Below are 17,832 nucleotides of genomic sequence, written 5' to 3'. Positions count from 1 at the left end.
CCCGAATCCAAGTAGGAAACCTACTCGTTTTCGAGAGAGGCACATTCGTAGAGTTACCAGCCATACGGCCGATACCTCAAAACCCAACAACGCGCCAAACGTGACCTAACCGAAAACTGTTTTTGTTTCCACGCTTATACGTCTCAATAAAGAGACAGAAGCAGTACTCCAAACCAGAAACCAGATAAGCCACATAATCGATGTTCCACCCATGAGCAACACCCCAGTTCGCACACTCGACGAACATAAAGGGTGCCTCTATTAAGAGGGGCTCCTTAGAAAGGAGGTGATCCAGCCGCACCTTCCGGTACGGCTACCTTGTTACGACTTAGTCCCAATCGCCAGTCCCACCTTCGACGGCTCCCCCCACAAGGGTTAGGCCACCGGCTTCGGGTGTTACCAACTTTCGTGACTTGACGGGCGGTGTGTACAAGGCCCGGGAACGTATTCACCGCAGCGTTGCTGATCTGCGATTACTAGCGACTCCGACTTCATGGGGTCGAGTTGCAGACCCCAATCCGAACTGAGACCGGCTTTAAGTGATTCGCTCCACCTCACGGTATCGCAGCACTCTGTACCGGCCATTGTAGCATGCGTGAAGCCCAAGACATAAGGGGCATGATGATTTGACGTCATCCCCACCTTCCTCCGAGTTGACCCCGGCAGTCTCACATGAGTCCCCACCATTACGTGCTGGCAACATGCGACGAGGGTTGCGCTCGTTGCGGGACTTAACCCAACATCTCACGACACGAGCTGACGACAACCATGCACCACCTGTACACCGACCAAAAAGGGGAGTACATCTCTGCACTTTTCCGGTGTATGTCAAGCCTTGGTAAGGTTCTTCGCGTTGCATCGAATTAATCCGCATGCTCCGCCGCTTGTGCGGGCCCCCGTCAATTCCTTTGAGTTTTAGCCTTGCGGCCGTACTCCCCAGGCGGGGCGCTTAATGCGTTAGCTACGGCGCAGAATCCGTGGAATGGACCCCACACCCAGCGCCCAACGTTTACGGCATGGACTACCAGGGTATCTAATCCTGTTCGCTACCCATGCTTTCGCTTCTCAGCGTCAGTAATGGCCCAGAGACCTGCCTTCGCCATCGGTGTTCCTCCTGATATCTGCGCATTTCACCGCTACACCAGGAATTCCAGTCTCCCCTACCACACTCTAGCCTGCCCGTACCCACTGCACGTCCAGGGTTAAGCCCTGGATTTTCACAGCAGACGCGACAAACCGCCTACAAGCTCTTTACGCCCAATAATTCCGGACAACGCTCGCACCCTACGTATTACCGCGGCTGCTGGCACGTAGTTAGCCGGTGCTTCTTCTGCAGGTACCGTCACTTTCGCTTCTCCCCTGCTGAAAGAGGTTTACAACCCGAAGGCCTTCATCCCTCACGCGGCGTCGCTGCATCAGGCTTTCGCCCATTGTGCAATATTCCCCACTGCTGCCTCCCGTAGGAGTCTGGGCCGTGTCTCAGTCCCAGTGTGGCCGTTCACCCTCTCAGGCCGGCTACCCGTCGTCGCCTTGGTGAGCCGTTACCTCACCAACAAGCTGATAGGCCGCGAGCACATCCCCCACCGAAAAAACTTTCCACCAAACCTCATGCGAGGAAAGGTCATATTCAGTATTAGACCCCGTTTCCGGGGCTTATCCCAAAGTGAGGGGTAGATTACTCACGTGTTACTCACCCGTTCGCCACTAATCCACCCAGCAAGCTGGGCTTCATCGTTCGACTTGCATGTGTTAAGCACGCCGCCAGCGTTCGTCCTGAGCCAGGATCAAACTCTCCAAAAAGAAATCACACCCACGTACACGTAACTAGAAACCTAGTCACCACGAACGCGGGAAAATCCTGGCCGAAACAACACTGACAATTAATGTCACTACATTATTTATAGCGACTATTGTCCGAATTGACTTCAACCAACAAACAATTGGCATCGATTATTCATGGCACGCTGTTGAGTTCTCAAGCATCGGACGCACAATCGAAGTTTTTCCTTAACTTCGATTGTGCAACTCCTCTAAGTTAGTTTATTCTCTTTCGCTTTGTCAACTTCACTCTTTCGAGTTTGAAAGATTTAAATAGTTTCTGATTAATTAGTCTTATATCTATTTAAATCTCTCGCGAAGTTTTAAGCTTCGGAGAACCTCGACCTAACTTATTAGGTCTGCCGTTCAGGAGTCAAATCATCTTTTCGCCAGCATTTACAGCCAGCGAATGGATCTTTAGCCCCCGAAGCAGCTCGCCAAGCTTAGACAGAGCCGGCATGAGAAACCAAATCAACCTGCCACCCACATCGCGACATCTACTCCTCTCTCCCAAAAAGTGCGCCACGCACTATCTCTTGTTCACCCCTCCACCTGCCCCCAACGCGAACATCCAAATCAACCCCCAAACACGGCAGTAGAGTCCCGACATGGCCCCCATCTCCAAAGTTCTCATCGCAAACCGAGGCGAAATCGCAGTCCGAATCGCCCAAGCATGCAAAGACACAGGCATCCACTCCATCGCCGTCTACGCAGAAACAGACCGCGACGCCCTCCACGTCAAAATCGCCGACGAAGCCCACGCACTCGGTGGCAACACCGCCGCAGACAGCTACCTAAACCACAAAAAACTGCTCGACATCGCCGCGAAAACCAACGCAGACGCCATCCACCCTGGATACGGTTTCCTCTCCGAAAACGCCGAATTCGCCCAAGCCGTCACCGACGCAGGCCTCATTTGGATCGGACCATCCCCCGCAGCAATCGACTCACTCGGCGACAAAGTCAAAGCCCGCCACATCGCCACACGCGCTAACGCCCCACTCGTCCCCGGCACCACAGACCCCGTCGCCGACGCCAACGAAATCATCAGCTTCGCCGAACAACACGGCCTGCCCGTCGCAATCAAAGCTGCATACGGAGGCGGCGGCCGCGGACTCAAAGTCGCCCGCAACATCGACGAAATCCCAGAACTCTTCGAATCAGCAGTACGCGAGGCCACCGCAGCCTTCGGCCGCGGTGAATGCTTCGTCGAGCGATACCTAGACAAACCTCGCCACGTCGAAACCCAATGCCTCGCCGACACTCACGGCAACATCGTTGTCGTCTCCACCCGCGACTGCTCACTCCAACGACGCCACCAAAAACTCATCGAAGAAGCCCCAGCACCCTTCCTCACCGACGAACAAAACACAGAACTCATCCGAGCCAGCAAAGCCATCCTCCACGAAGCTGGCTACATCGGTGCAGGCACATGCGAATACCTCATCGGCCAAGACGGAACCATCTCCTTCCTCGAAGTCAACACCCGACTCCAAGTCGAACACCCCGTCACCGAAGAAATCACCGGCATCGACCTCGTACGCGAAATGTTCCGCATCGCCGAAGGCAAAAAACTCACCTACACCCAAGAAGACATCGCCACACGCACCCGCGGACACAGCATCGAATTCCGCATCAACGGCGAAGACCCCGGACGCGGATTCCTCCCCGCACCCGGAACCCTCACCACCTTCACCCCACCCACAGGCCCCGGAATCCGCCTCGACACAGGCGTCGAACAAGGCGACACCATCGGCGGACAATTCGACTCAATGCTCGCCAAACTCATCGTCACCGGAGCCACCCGACAAGAAGCACTCCAACGCTCACAACGTGCCCTGACCGAATTCACCATCGACGGAATGGCCACCGCACTCACCTTCCATCGTGCCATCGTCAACCACCCCGCCTACGCCCCCGAAGACCCCAACCACCCCTTCTCCATCCACACCCGCTGGATCGAAACCGAATTCGACAACACCATCCCCCCTTACACCGGAGCCACCGCCCCCGGAGACACCCCACCACCAGAACGTCACAGCATCGTCGTCGAAATCGAAGGAAAACGCATCGAAGTAACCCTCCCTGACAACCTCACCCCCACCAACACCACCAACACACCAAAAAAGAAAACATCTAACCGCCGCACCAACAGCCGCAACAACACCACCAACACCTCCGGCGACGCCCTCACCGCCCCCATGCAAGGCACCGTCGTCAAAGTCGCAGTCTCCAACGGAGACACAGTCGCCGAAGGCGACCTCATCTTCGTTCTCGAAGCAATGAAAATGGAACAACCCCTTACCGCACACAAATCCGGAACCATCACAGGCCTAAGCATCAACGTCGGCGACACCGTCACCAGCGGCACCGTCCTCACCGAAATCAAAACCCCCTAACCCACCAACACAAAAGGCCCGCCTCCCACGAGGCGGGCCCCAACCACAATCACACCGGCTTAGGCGGCTCAACTCCCTCAGGCGCAGCAATCGGATCCACCGACACAGCCTCAGGCTTGTGCTCCCCCTGCAACTCCTCCTTCAACGCCTCCTTCGCATCACCAGCAACACCCAACGCCGACTCCAAACCATCCTTGCCCTTAGCCACTACCTCCGCATACTTTCCCCCCGTCTTCTCATTCACAAACTCCTCGGCCTTCTCCAACCCAGAAGTCACCTTCTCCGAGTTCTCACCAGCAACCTCACGAGCCTTACCCAACCCCTGCTCAGCCAAGTCCTTCGCCTTATTCACAAAACTTCCCAAATCCATCAGAACTCCTTCTCACACCGCCAACACACGGCACCACCACCTCGCGATCTGACGGAAACCACGAAACACACACGGCAGCAACCGAAACAGTGAAAACAGACTAAGCGCTCGGCAAACTATCCACAGCGTGCAACCGCCGCGCAGCCTCCGCCAACGACCCCGACAACGACGGATAAACCGTGATAGTCCGCGCCACATCATCGGCCGTCAACCGATGCTCCACAGCCAACGCAATAGGAAAAATCAACTCCGACGCCCGTGGAGCCACCACCACACCCCCCACCAACTGCCCCGTCCGCCGCTGAGCAAACAACTTCACAAACGCATTCTCAATGTGCTCCATCTTCGCCCGAGGATTCGTATCCAACGGCATCACCACCGTCCGATACTCCGACTCATCCGCAACCTCCGCTGCAGACATACCCACCGTCGCAATCTCCGGATCCGTAAAAATATTCGCGCTAATCCCCGTCGTCGTTAACGGCCGCACCTCATCACCAATCGCATGCGCCACCGCAATACGACCCTGCATCGCCGCCACCGAAGCCAACGGCAATACACCTGTACAGTCACCCGCCGCATATACCCCCGAAACCGACGTACGCGACACCCGATCCACCACAATCTGGCCACGCTCATTCACCTCCACCCCGGCCTCCTCCAAACCAATCCCCTCCGTATTCGGCAATGACCCCACCGCCATCAACGCATGAGACCCCACCACCTCACGACCATCCTGCAAACGCACCACCACACCATCACCAACACGCTCCACCGACTCCGCACGCGAACGCGCCAACACCTCCATACCCCGCCCCCGAAAAACCTCCTCAATCGCACGCGCCGCATCCTCATCCTCATTCGGCAATACATGCTCACGCGAAGACACCAACGTCACCCGCGACCCCAAATGCAAATACGCCTGAGCCAACTCCGCACCAGTCACCCCAGAACCAATCACCACCAAATGATCCGGCAACCCCTCCAACGACCAAATGTCCTGCCACGTCAAAATCCGCTCACCATCAGGCATAGCCGACCCCAACCGCCGCGGACGCGCCCCCGTCGCCAACAAAACTGTGTCCGCCTCCAACACACGAGAACCACCCCCCTGCACATCCACCACCACACGCCGGGCACCATCCAACCGCCCCCTGCCCCTAACAACCTCAATCCCCTTAGCCACCAACCCCGCCTCAATATCACCACTCTGCGCCGCAGCCAACGACCGCACCCGATCATTCACCTCACGCAAATCAAACCGATCACCCTCAGCAGCACCATCAAGAACCGACCGATAATGCACCCCCAAATGCTGAGCACTGGCCACTAAACGCCCCAAATACCCCGCAGAGGCAATTAATGCCTTGCTCGGCACACAATCCATCAACACCGCAGCGCCACCCACACCCTGCGAATTAACCAACGTCACCTCAGCCCCACCCGAGGCCGCCACCAACGCCGCCTCATAACCCCCCGGGCCACCACCAACTACAACAAACCTGTGAGATCGATTAGACACACCGCAAGTGTTCCACGCCACACCACCGAAAACCGGTCAGTCGCCACAATCAAACACACCCTTGCAAAACCACTCACTCACACATCCACAAACCCCCTCCCCGCAACCTTCGCCGCAGCAAACGGCAACGCCGCATATAACTGAGCCCCAAACACAGCCGATGCCGGATCCACCACCAAATCCCCCCGATGCAAGTCATACGTACACCCACCCGGAGTCCGCGTACCCAACCGCAACAACGCGCCCTCCACCCCCTGCAACAACCACGCAAAATCCTCACCCCCCATCGACTGCACAGCATCCACCGCAGCATCAACACCAAACGCCGAAGACACCGCCAACCGCGCCCCCTCCACCCCATGAAGCGTATTCACCACCGGCGGAACACCCTGCACATACTCCACATCCACCTCCACCCCAAAAGGCGCCACCACCTGAGACACCAACCGCCTCACCAACGGCTCCAACGTCTGCCACACCCCAGCATCAGCAACACGCAACGTCCCCCGAGCCACCCCACTATCCGGAATCACATTCCCCGCATCACCAGCATGAACAGAACCCCACACCAACACCACCGACGCCCGCGCATCCACCACCCGCGTCAACAACGCCGGCAACTCCGTCACCACCTTCGCCAACGCAAACGTCACATCCTGCGTCAAATGCGGACGCGACGTATGACCCCCAGCACCAGAAACCCTCACCTCAACCCGATCAGCCGCAGCAGTAATCGGCCCCACCCTCAAACCCACACGCCCCAAATCCGTCGCCGGATCACAATGCAACGCATAAAAAACATCCACACCATCAGCCGCCCCCGACCCCTGCACCATCCGCGCACCCGAAGGATGCGACTCCTCAGCAGGCTGAAAAAAACACCTCACCCCCACACCCGCATCACGCAACACATCCGCAACCCCAGAAAGCCCCACCACCGCACCTAACAACGACGCCGTATGCACGTCATGACCACAACAATGCGACACATCCGCCACCCTCGAAGCCCACGGCAACCCCGTCCGCTCCGCCAAAGGCAACGCATCCATATCTGCCCTCAGCCCCACACGGAAATCAGGTACCTGCGCCCCCACATCCACAAACAATCCCGTCGAATCCACAAAACGATGCGCCGATACCCCCGCAGGCAACCGTTCCTCAACCGCACGAGTCGTCCCCACCTCACACCACGACAACTCCGGCGACCGATGCAACCACCTCTGAAACCGAACGATCTCATCCGCCCGCGCACGAATAGACCGCAACACCCCACCCAACGGGCCAGACGGCACGGGCAAACCAGAGACATCGATCATCGACGGTTCCACCAACAAGAGTCTAACGAGAGCACCCCAACTCACGTCAGCTCAGCACGGCCATCCGCCTTCAACATGTCGACAATCCCCTTCACCCGCTGCGCAGCCGCCCGTGACGTCACCAACAACGCATCCGGCGTGTCCACAACGACGACATCATCCAAGCCCAACACCGCCACAGTACGACCCGACGTCGAAGCCACCAACCCCGAAGCATCATCAACAAGAACATCCGAAGACCCCAACATACGCACAGCATCCTCACCCCCAGTACGCCCCAACAACTCATGCAACGACGCAAAATCACCCACGTCATCCCACGGGAAATCCCCAAGCACCACAGCCACATCACCACGATCTGCAACCGGCTCAGCCACCGCATGATCAATCGCAATCTTCTCCAACGACTCCCACCGCTCCGCCAACGACGAAGGATCAGCAGCAATACTCCGCAAGTCAGCAGCCAACCTTGGATGAAAGTCCGCCAACATATCCAACAAAACAGACGCCTTCACAACAAACATGCCCGCATTCCAGCGATACTCACCCGTCGCCAAATACCCCGCAGCCGTCGCAGCATCAGGCTTCTCCACAAAAGCAGCCACAGCACGCGCATGCGGCGCCCCCCGCACCTCCAAAACAGAACCCGTCCGTATATACCCAAAACCCGTCGACGGAAAAGTCGGTTCAATCCCCAACGTCACCAATTTGCCCGTACGAGCAACCTCCACCGCCTCACGAACCCGCGCCCGAAAACGCCCCTCATCCCCAATCACATGATCGGCGGCAAAAGACCCAATCACCGCATCAGGCTCCACCGCCTCAATCATCGCCGCAGCCAACCCAATCGCAGCCATCGAATCCCGCGGCGAAGGCTCAGCCACAACTCCACCCTCACCCAACTGCGGCAACTGAGCACGCACCGCCTCCTCATGCCGCACACCCGTAACAACCACCACATTCGTCCCAGTCAACGGCTCCAACCGCGCCACCGTCGACTGCAACAACGACGACCCATCCCCCAACAAATCCAAAAGAAACTTCGGCTCACCCGAGCGCGACAACGGCCACAACCGCGTCCCAGACCCACCAGCAGGAACAACACCCCAGAAACCCTCAATAACCTGTGTCTGTTCGGTAAACATCACGCCCCCACAATCCCAGAAAAAGAAACCAACACCGCCAAAGACAACCCGCAAAAACGCAAGCAACCCACACAACGGCAACAACACGAACAGGCAAAACACCCGCTCACCACGCGACGCCCCCGCCATCCCAACTCCGCCGCCAGTCCATGACCTCAACCCGCATCACAGACCCACCACCACGCTATCAGCGCACAACCAGCCCACCCGAAACAGGACCAACACAAGATCACCAGCCCAACAACCCCCTCAATCCCACCCACGAACACACAACAAGGGCCCAGCAAGCAGACAGTCTCCGTACACTAGGGTCCGCATGCCCGGCGAGACCACCCCGACAAACAACGGCTGTCACGCCAAACCCACAAGGAGCAATCCCGATGGCCGACCCCACCGACGCGCCGCGACGACGACGCCTCGCGCAGCGACACGCACGCCACATCGCCGCGCTCACCACCGCAACCACCCTCGGCATCGCCCCCAGCCTCACCGCCAGCATCACCGCCAACGCTATCCAACCCTCTATCGCCTGCTCCCCCCAAGCCCCCAGCACACAACCAGACAAAGACACACCCACCCCAAACACCCCAACCGACCCCACAGCCACCCCCACAACACCAACAGCCACCCCCACAACACCACCCGCCCCAGGCACACCCACCACCCCCTCCAACGACCCCAAAACCAACGTCATCGGCGGCAACGCACTCGCCAACAAAGGCACCATCCTCAACCTCCCCACCGGCACCCCCCCACCCCCACCCCTACACGCCTGCGCATGGGTCATCGCCGACCTCAACACCGGCGACATCATCGCCGCACACGACCCCCACTCCCGGTTCCTGCCTGCCAGCACCCTCAAGACCCTCACCGCCCTGACCGTCATCGACAAACTTGACCCCAACCAAGAAATCGAAGGCAGCGGCGAAGACATGGCCGTCGACGGAACCAAAGTCGGCATCGAAAAAAACGCCACCTACCCCATCTCTGCCCTACTCCAAGCCCTCATGCTCTCCTCCGCCAACGACGCAGCAAACGCACTCGCCCGCGCCAACGGCGGTATGGACATCACCACCGAACAAATGAACAAACTCGCCGCCCACCTCGGCGCAAAAGACACCCACGCGATGAACACCAGCGGCCTCGACGCCAAAGGACAAGTAACCAGCGCCTACGACCTCGCCCTCATCGGACGAGCAGCAGTCTCACACCCCAAACTCGCCCCCCTATTGACCCTCAAAGGCGCCCACTTTCCCGCCGGAGCCCCCAAACCCGGCCAACAACGCAAATCCATCGAAATCGGCAGCCACAACCGACTCCTCTGGAACTACCAAGGCACCATCGGCATCAAAAACGGATACACCGTAGCCGCACGCCACACCTACATCGGCGCCGCCCGCCGCGGCGACAAAGCCTACGTAATCAGCTACCTCAGCTCCTTCGACGGCCACTGGCGCAGCTCAGCAGCATTGCTCGACTGGGCCTTCAACCACGGATCAAAAGCCCGCCCCATCGGACGACTCGTCAACCCCGGCGAACTCGACGCACCACCCCCCAGCAAAGAAAAACCCACCCCACCCAAAGGAAAACCCACCACTCCCAAAGGTGGAAGCAACAAACCCGACAATGCCAAAGACACCCCCATCACCAGCGCTCAAGACGCCAGCCCCGTAGCAGCCACCAGCTTCCACGGACACACCAGCCTTCCCACCAACCTCGCACTGGCCCTAAGCGGTCTCGCGACCCTTGCAGCAACAGGCGCGCTCATACTCCACCGACGCCACTAACCCCTCACCACCACCACGAAACTCCCACAGGTCCAGGCTCCACCTCCGACAACATCACCACCTGACGCTCGCCCTCCACCGACACCCGCGACACCCGCGAACGCCCCTGCCACCTCGCCGCAACCGACATCGCCAACGGCTCATCCCCCGGGCAAAAAATCCCCATCACCACCAACATCTGCGTCGACGACGACAAAAAAGACAGCATCCCCTCATCCGCCCCAGACGACAACCGATCAATCCGAACATCAACAACCGCACACTCCCCCACCCCCACAGGCGCATCCAACCGAATAGACGCCACCGACAACGCATTACCGTCCGAAGAAGAAACCACCCCATCCACCACACCACCCCTCTCCACCACAAAAACCAAATCACCAGCACCACCCGCAGCATGAACAGCTATCGGAAACCGCAGCACCCCACCGGAAGCACCCACCACAACCAGCCGCGCACGCAATGACCCCACCGACCGATCCCGCCGCAGCATCACCTCCACATGCTCACTCACCATCGCAGGCACATCACCAAACGACGTACCTAAACCTCTCGCCAAACCCTCACGAACCCGCTCTGACTCCACAGAACGCTCCACATCCCGCAGCATCGGATTCACAATCGGCACATCACGAGACTGTTCCTCACACACAGCCAACACAGAGACCGGTCGGCCTCTAGCACGCGCCAACGCGTCAACCAACACCCCCTCATCAACCCCCAACACGTCCTCCAAATCCCCCAATGCAGCAATCGAGCTCGACCGCTCCGGACGCGAACGACCAGACTGCCAATAACTCAACGTCGCCGCGCTAACGTCATGGCCCCGCACAGCTAAGTGATAACGAACCCTCTCCAACGACAACCCCCGAGCAGAAACCGCCCCACGCAACACCTCAGCAAAAACATCCCCCGACTCACACACAAAAATCACCACTCCACATAAACAACAACCCCATCACCACACCCAACGCACCCCATACTTTCCCGGCTTCGCCGCACAAAACACCACAGATAAACCAGCATCAGCAACACGCACCGGCTTGACCAGCTCTTCCTCCTCATTTACGCACCACGACTCCACCGACAACGGCCCCTGCCCCTCCTCAAAATCCACACACCACACCAACTCCCCCACATCCACCCCAAGCTCACGCGACACCCCACACTCAGCATCCACCGCCCCCACCACCTCACCTCGAAACTCCACCACAGCCGCCTCACCCAACCGCAACGGACGCTCTAAAAACACTTCACTGACCTGACCAGAGGCAGTCAACATTTGTCTTCCAAAACGACAATTCGACATCGCTCGCAACAACACTTGAGCACCATCAGGCGGACAAAGCGTCACAACTGACAAACAATCAACTCCATCCGCTTCAGCAGACAAAGTAATCCGCACACGAAAACTAGATATCGCCCCAAACGCATTAAGGCGAAAAGATTCATGAAGAGACAACAACCTAATTGGATCATCCCGCACATCTCCCCGCCACACAAAATCCAAGGAAGACCCCGCCCCCTTCTGGCGATCACAGACGCACGATAATTCCTCACCACCTACTGATCGACCAGGTACACCCGAAATTATCGACACCAATCCCCCCGGCGGAGCCCCCACAATCCGCTCGATTTCCCCAACAACCACCAAAGATCGATCTTTCAAAGGCACCGAACGCCCCGTCTGCCACTGACTTAACGTGCCCACCGAGACAGATAGCCCTCGCTCCAACAACTCCGCACGCAGTCCCGTCAACGTGAATCCAGCCTCTGCCACAGCAGAGCGCAACGCCCGCGCAAAAGTTACTTCACCTTCATTCACACCATCATCCTAAATAGAAAAATAGTCTCTTTAATAAACGGGCAACTACAAAACTGGACAGAAAAAACAAACAAACACGGCACCAGAAGAGAGCAGCGCAGAACTGTCCCAAACACAGCAACTACATCGAAGCGAACTCTCACAGGGAGGAATCACATAAATCTCAGCAAAAATCCGAAATCAGCGGAGCGTGATCACTCCAGCGCTTCTCATAAGTTTCAGCCCTCCCCACCCATACAGACTTAACAACCTCCGCTAATTCAGGTGTCGACAGGTGATAGTCAATACGCCAACCAGCATCATTATTGAAAGCTTTACCGCGCCAACTCCACCATGTATACGGCCCAGGACCATCACCGCCATACCTGCGCCCCAAATCCACCATTCCCCCATCCACCAGCCAACGGTCGAAAAAAGCCCGCTCTTCAGGCAAAAAGCCAGCTTTTTTCAGATTTCCCCGCCAGTTTTTTAGATCCACCTCACGATGAGCAACATTCAAGTCCCCAGTTACCAGAAGATGCTCCCCCGAAGCTAAAGCAGCTTGGAACCGCTGCGACATAGCCTCCATCAGGGCATATTTCTCAGCCATTACCTCCGGCCTGTCCACATCACCGCTATGCACATATGCCGAAACAACTGTCACCTTCTCAATACCGCTGCCCCACTGCCCTAAAACAGGCACTTCCAACCAACGACCTGCCGAAGCGAACACCCGCCCCGAATCATCAAGACGCATCCGCTCTGAAAAATCCCCCCCATGCTGCCCAGCGATCGCCCCCTCCATCGGCAAACCCGTAACCGCATTTCCCACACCACAACCAGGACGCACCAGGACCGCAACGCCTGCTCTTCCTGCTACTTCCCCCTCATGCAACACCACTGACCACTCCTGCAGCGCGCTCTGCTCCAAAGCGGAATCTAGTTGCGCACGCGAGGCACGTACCTCTTGCAGCGTCACAACATCCGGCGCCGACTCATCTACCCAAGGCAGCATGCCTCGACGCACAGCCGCACGAATACCGTTCACGTTGGCGCTCACTACTCGCATGAATCCATCATGCCCGCAGGATCACCCACGCCAACGCCCAGAAGGACCTCAGGCGGCCTCTTCTAGCCCTGCAAGTTTTTCCTCCAACAAGTCACGCAGCTCCGGATCATTAAGAACTAGGTAAGCCAACTGGCAATCCTTTGGCCCCGATGCCCCCGGCTGACACAAACGGCATGGTTCTCCGACTCGCACCACACACTGATCTTCACCACGCGAACCCTTACTCATCTGCATAAATCCACGGTAGATAGCCAAAGTTCGCTACACAGTCACACATTTGCGCGATGAAAACGACTACACAAAATAAATGCGGTGGCTGCCTGCAAAACCCCAGGAGCCACCGCACTCATATGCCACAAATCACACGATCTCAGCGCTTACAAAGCGTCAATAATCGTATTCAACGTGCCACTAGGCCTCATCGCCGCTTCCACCTTCGCCACATCTGGGCGGAAGTAACCACCCAAATCCACTGCAACCCCTTGGGCGGCGATGAGCTCACGATCAATCTCCCCTGCCTTGCCAGACAACTCATCAGCAACAGCTGCAAACTTTGCAGACAACTCAGCATCCACTGACTGCCCAGCCAGTTCCTGTGCCCAGAACAAAGCAAGATAGAAATGACTACCCCTGTTATCAATCTCACCCACAATACGCGCGGGAGATTTGTTTTCTTCCAAAAAGCGAGAGATAGCCCGATCCAAAGCATCAGCTAAAACTTGTGCTTTCGGGTTACCTGACCTATTCGCCACATGCTCCAATGAGGCCCCTAGAGCAGAAAACTCACCCAAGCTATCCCACCTCAAATAGCCTTCGTTCACGAACTGCTGCACATGCTTGGGAGCAGAACCTCCCGCACCAGTCTCGAAAAGTCCACCCCCAGCAAGCAAGGGAACCACCGATAGCATTTTCGCGCTCGTGCCCAACTCAAGAATTGGGAAAAGGTCAGTTAAGTAATCGCGAAGCACATTTCCTGTGACCGAAATAGTGTTTTCGCCACGACGGATGCGCTCCAAGGTGAATTTCATGGCTTCAACCGGAGCCAGAATCTCAATAGATAGACCAGATGTGTCATGTTCCCCCAAATACTCGCGAACCTTCGCAATGAGATTCGCGTCATGAGCACGTTCAGAGTCCAACCAAAATACTGCTGGCGTACCCGACAACCGTGCCCGCTCCACGGCAAGACGCACCCAATCACGTACTGACACATCTTGTGTACGCGCCATACGCCAAATATCACCAGCCTCAACATCATGAGACATCAAAACCGAGCCGTCTTCAGCGATCACCTCCACCTTGCCCGACTCCGACATCACAAATGTCGTTGGATGCGACCCATACTCCTCAGCCTTTTTAGCCATCAACCCCACATTAGGAACATCACCCATCGTTGCTGGATCCAATGCCGCGTTAATTCGGCAATCCTCCATAATTGCCGCATACATCGTTGAATAGCTGCGATCAGGGATCATCGCCAATGTTGCCTGACGTTCGCCCTTCGCATTCCACATCTGGCCACCATCGCGCACCACAACCGGCATCGATGCATCCACGATTACATCATTGGGAGCATGAAGATTGGTGATCCCTTTATCTGAATCCACCATCGCTAGTGCCGGGCGTTCGGCAAATGCCTGGGCAATCGCTTTCTCGATAGCTTTCCTGGTCTCATCGGGAAGTTCCTGAATCGCAGACAACAAATCACCTAGACCCAGGTTCGGGTTTACGCCTACTTCACGCAGCTCATCGCCAAATTCTGCAAATACATCAACAAAAAAGACCTTTACCGCATGCCCAAACAGCACCGGATCCGAAACCTTCATCATTGTTGCTTTCAAATGCAGGCTCAGCAGGAGATCATCGCGCTTCGCTTCCTCAATCTGCTCTGCATAAAATTTTTGCAATACCGAAACGCTCATGAAGGTACCATCAAGGACTTCCCCAGGAGACGCTTGTAAACCTTCAACTAAAGAACGAGCTTCACCAGCATGATTTGTGAATCGAATTTCAAAACCACACCCTTCAGCCGTGACTACAGACTGTTCGTTTCCGTAAAAATCACCATCACTCATATGCGCTACACGCGCTTTAGTTCCTGCATCCCACTCCCGAAGACGATGGGGATGCCGCTGCGCAAACGCTTTCACAGACGCAGGAGCACGCCTATCCGAGTTTCCCTCACGCAAAACAGGATTAACAGCAGAACCTAAAACTTTTGCATAACGCGAAGAAACATCCCGCTCTTCATCAGTCGAAGGATCCACAGGAAAATCGGGAACAGCGAAACCTTGATCCTGCAACTCCCTAATTGCCGCCTTCAACTGCGGAACCGACGCAGAAATATTCGGCAACTTAATAATGTTGGCAGAATCATCTTGAGTCCATTCACCCAGAACAGCTAGATAATCTGGCACGCTCTGCTCATCCGTCAATCTCTCCGGAAACTGAGCCAAAATTCTTCCCGACAAAGAAATATCGCTCGTTTCCACCTCAACATCAGCAGCCTTCACAAAAGCACGAACGATCGGCAGAAGTGAAAAGGTCGCCAAAGCCGGAGCTTCATCGGTCAACGTCCAAACAATCTTGCTGCTCACAGGCTCTCCTTTGAGACACGACAAAACACAATCAGTGCCGACCCTACTTCCCCAAACCCCTCACCAAGCTAAGAAACGACAGAGCACCTACCGCAGCCCCGCACACCACCACGAGCGACCCAATGCGACACCATAGAAACCATGGCCGGATCCGCACACCCCCACATCATCTTCACCACCACCAACACAACCCTCACCAAAGACAAACTCGAAACCATCCTCGGTGACCTGTTCACCGGACACGAACCACCACCAGTAACCACCACCAGCGTCCTCAACGTCACACTCTCGCTAGGCAGCTACACCTTCACCTTCTGGTACGACGACGAAGCCGAAGGACTCGGCGACCGCTATGCCGAATACGCCCCCACCCTCGAACAACGACGCATCTCACGCTGCACCACCATGATCGACTTCTCCGGCGACCACGACCCCACTAACCAACACAACAAAGCCGCACGCACAATCATCGAACACCTCGCATCCTTGCCCGATACCTACGTCTTCTCCGAAGAAAAAAAGACTTTCATTGCGATGGACTACACCGACCCATTCGCCACCCCCACCGAAGAACCTCCCACCCCCGAACTAACCACCGAAGAACCACTACCGCCCGAAACCAACGACAAAAAAGACACAACACCAGGAGACGAACACCCCAGCACAACAGAAACAACCACAGAAAACAGCCCTCTGCCACCTCAACACCCAACACCCCAACCCGAAGCAAAACCCGACAAAAAACCCGGATTCTTCAAAAAACTCTTCGGCAGAAGCTGACCCACCACATCAAGCGTCGGCCCGCCACACACGGGCCGACCTCCACCATTTGTAACCCGCTACACAACACCCAGACACCCCCATTTTGATAGCGTCAAACCCAAGACCGACACGGTCCGATCGCGCGGCAAGCACCACCCAACGGAGCCAAACCGCACGGACACTCACACCAAAGCAGCACCGTCGCTGGAAGGGTTGATGAACCTGTGAGCACCACCCCCGTCAAGATCGCCGTCACCGGAGCCGCCGGGCAGATCGGCTACAGCCTCCTATTCCGAATCGCAGCCGGAGACCTTCTCGGTCCCAACACCCCCATCGAACTGCGACTGCTCGAAATTGCCCCAGCCCTACCGGCTCTCAAAGGCGTCGTCATGGAACTCGACGACTGCGCCTTCCCCACCCTCACCAACATCAAAATCGGTGACAACCCCGAAGAAATCTTCGAAGACGTCGACGGTGCCATGCTCGTAGGTGCCATGCCCCGCAAAGAAGGCATGGACCGCGCCGACCTCCTTGCCGCCAACGGGAAAATCTTCACCGGTCAAGGCGCCGCGCTCAACAAAGTCGCCCCCAAAGCCAAAGTTCTCGTCACCGGCAACCCAGCCAACACCAACGCCCTCATCGCCATGAAAAACGCCCCCGACATGGCCCCAGAGCAGTTCAACGCCCTCACTCGCCTGGACCACAACCGCGCCAAATCCATGCTGGCCAAAAAACTTGGCGTGACAGTCGAAGAAATCAAAAACCTCGCTATTTGGGGTAACCACGACGACTCGATGTACCCAGACCTGTTCAACACCACAGTGAACGGCAAAGCCGCCACTGAACTGGTCGAACAGACTTGGATCACTGAGGAATACATTCCCACCGTCGCAACCCGCGGCGGAGCCATCATCAAAGCACGCGGTGCATCCTCCGCTGCCTCGGCCGCCAACGCCACCATCGACCACATGCGTGACTGGATGCTCGGCACCGACGAAATCGTCTCCATGTCCGTACCCTCCGACGGCTCCTACGGCGTACCAGAAGGCATCATCTCCTCCTTCCCATGCCGCGTAAAAGACGGAAAATACGAAATTGTTCAGGGCATCGAACTCAACGAATTCAGCAAAGAACGCATTATGGCATCAGCCGCGCGCCTGGAAGCCGAGCGCAACCAAGTCAAAGAACTCGGCCTAATCAAATAACACGCCCCAACACACATTGAGGCGGCCACCCCAGGTGG

General features: G+C 56.8%; 13 protein-coding genes and 1 rRNA gene. 4 read left to right on the top strand and 10 right to left on the bottom strand.

What is annotated here, in order from left to right; translation table 11 throughout:
• Window positions 1–279: 279 nt before the first annotated feature.
• Window positions 280–1,800: ribosomal RNA gene (locus CKV89_RS03760) — 16S ribosomal RNA — on the bottom strand.
• Window positions 1,801–2,426: 626 nt separating this feature from the next.
• On the opposite strand from CKV89_RS03760, the gene CKV89_RS03755 reads away from it, so the two are divergent.
• On the top strand, window positions 2,427–4,217 hold the full coding sequence (locus CKV89_RS03755) for an acetyl/propionyl/methylcrotonyl-CoA carboxylase subunit alpha (protein ID WP_034401345.1): 1,791 nt from the start codon (window positions 2,427–2,429) through the stop codon (window positions 4,215–4,217).
• A 49-nt stretch (window positions 4,218–4,266) separates the two neighbouring features.
• On the opposite strand, the gene CKV89_RS03750 is transcribed toward CKV89_RS03755, so the two are convergent.
• The 4 genes from CKV89_RS03750 to CKV89_RS03735 form a co-directional block, all read right to left on the bottom strand.
• Window positions 4,267–4,587: an antitoxin gene (locus tag CKV89_RS03750; RefSeq protein WP_034401344.1), complete on the bottom strand. Its 321-nt coding sequence runs from the start codon at window positions 4,585–4,587 to the stop codon at window positions 4,267–4,269.
• A gap of 100 nt (window positions 4,588–4,687) precedes the next feature.
• Complete coding sequence (locus tag CKV89_RS03745) at window positions 4,688–6,109, bottom strand: NAD(P)H-quinone dehydrogenase (protein WP_084441236.1); 1,422 nt, start codon at window positions 6,107–6,109, stop codon at window positions 4,688–4,690.
• A gap of 77 nt (window positions 6,110–6,186) precedes the next feature.
• A complete protein-coding gene (locus CKV89_RS03740; protein WP_231935440.1) occupies window positions 6,187–7,437 on the bottom strand; it encodes an amidohydrolase in 1,251 nt (416 codons plus the stop codon).
• 29 nt (window positions 7,438–7,466) lie between these two features.
• Window positions 7,467–8,570, bottom strand: coding sequence for a mannose-1-phosphate guanylyltransferase (locus tag CKV89_RS03735; protein WP_084441272.1), 1,104 nt, complete (start codon window positions 8,568–8,570; stop codon window positions 7,467–7,469).
• A 380-nt stretch (window positions 8,571–8,950) separates the two neighbouring features.
• On the opposite strand from CKV89_RS03735, the gene CKV89_RS03730 reads away from it, so the two are divergent.
• Complete coding sequence (locus CKV89_RS03730; RefSeq protein WP_154657693.1) at window positions 8,951–10,357, top strand: D-alanyl-D-alanine carboxypeptidase family protein; 1,407 nt, start codon at window positions 8,951–8,953, stop codon at window positions 10,355–10,357.
• A 4-nt stretch (window positions 10,358–10,361) separates the two neighbouring features.
• Here the strand turns inward: CKV89_RS03730 and CKV89_RS03725 are convergent, their stop codons facing one another.
• The 5 genes from CKV89_RS03725 to CKV89_RS03705 form a co-directional block, all read right to left on the bottom strand.
• On the bottom strand, window positions 10,362–11,294 hold the full coding sequence (locus CKV89_RS03725; protein ID WP_157728078.1) for a hypothetical protein: 933 nt from the start codon (window positions 11,292–11,294) through the stop codon (window positions 10,362–10,364).
• A gap of 21 nt (window positions 11,295–11,315) precedes the next feature.
• On the bottom strand, window positions 11,316–12,182 hold the full coding sequence (locus tag CKV89_RS11700) for a ubiquitin family protein (protein ID WP_154657691.1): 867 nt from the start codon (window positions 12,180–12,182) through the stop codon (window positions 11,316–11,318).
• 163 nt (window positions 12,183–12,345) lie between these two features.
• Window positions 12,346–13,230: an exodeoxyribonuclease III gene (locus tag CKV89_RS03715; protein WP_028327648.1), complete on the bottom strand. Its 885-nt coding sequence runs from the start codon at window positions 13,228–13,230 to the stop codon at window positions 12,346–12,348.
• 48 nt (window positions 13,231–13,278) lie between these two features.
• On the bottom strand, window positions 13,279–13,464 hold the full coding sequence (locus tag CKV89_RS03710) for a DUF6767 domain-containing protein (protein ID WP_154657690.1): 186 nt from the start codon (window positions 13,462–13,464) through the stop codon (window positions 13,279–13,281).
• 143 nt (window positions 13,465–13,607) lie between these two features.
• Window positions 13,608–15,827 carry an NADP-dependent isocitrate dehydrogenase gene (locus tag CKV89_RS03705; RefSeq protein ID WP_028327647.1) on the bottom strand — a complete coding sequence of 740 codons (2,220 nt, stop codon included), beginning with the start codon at window positions 15,825–15,827 and terminating at the stop codon, window positions 13,608–13,610.
• Between the two features lie 141 nt (window positions 15,828–15,968).
• On the opposite strand from CKV89_RS03705, the gene CKV89_RS03700 reads away from it, so the two are divergent.
• Both CKV89_RS03700 and CKV89_RS03695 read left to right on the top strand, forming a co-directional pair.
• Complete coding sequence (locus CKV89_RS03700; protein WP_028327646.1) at window positions 15,969–16,607, top strand: hypothetical protein; 639 nt, start codon at window positions 15,969–15,971, stop codon at window positions 16,605–16,607.
• A 206-nt stretch (window positions 16,608–16,813) separates the two neighbouring features.
• Window positions 16,814–17,794, top strand: a complete 981-nt coding sequence (locus CKV89_RS03695) for a malate dehydrogenase (RefSeq protein ID WP_028327645.1) — start codon at window positions 16,814–16,816, stop codon at window positions 17,792–17,794.
• Window positions 17,795–17,832 lie beyond the last annotated feature (38 nt).

Source organism: Dermatophilus congolensis, from assembly GCF_900187045.1.
Classification (GTDB): Bacteria; Actinomycetota; Actinomycetes; order Actinomycetales; family Dermatophilaceae; genus Dermatophilus; species Dermatophilus congolensis.
Note: the sequence above shows the minus strand (reverse complement) of the source record. Positions and strands in the feature narration are given on the sequence as shown.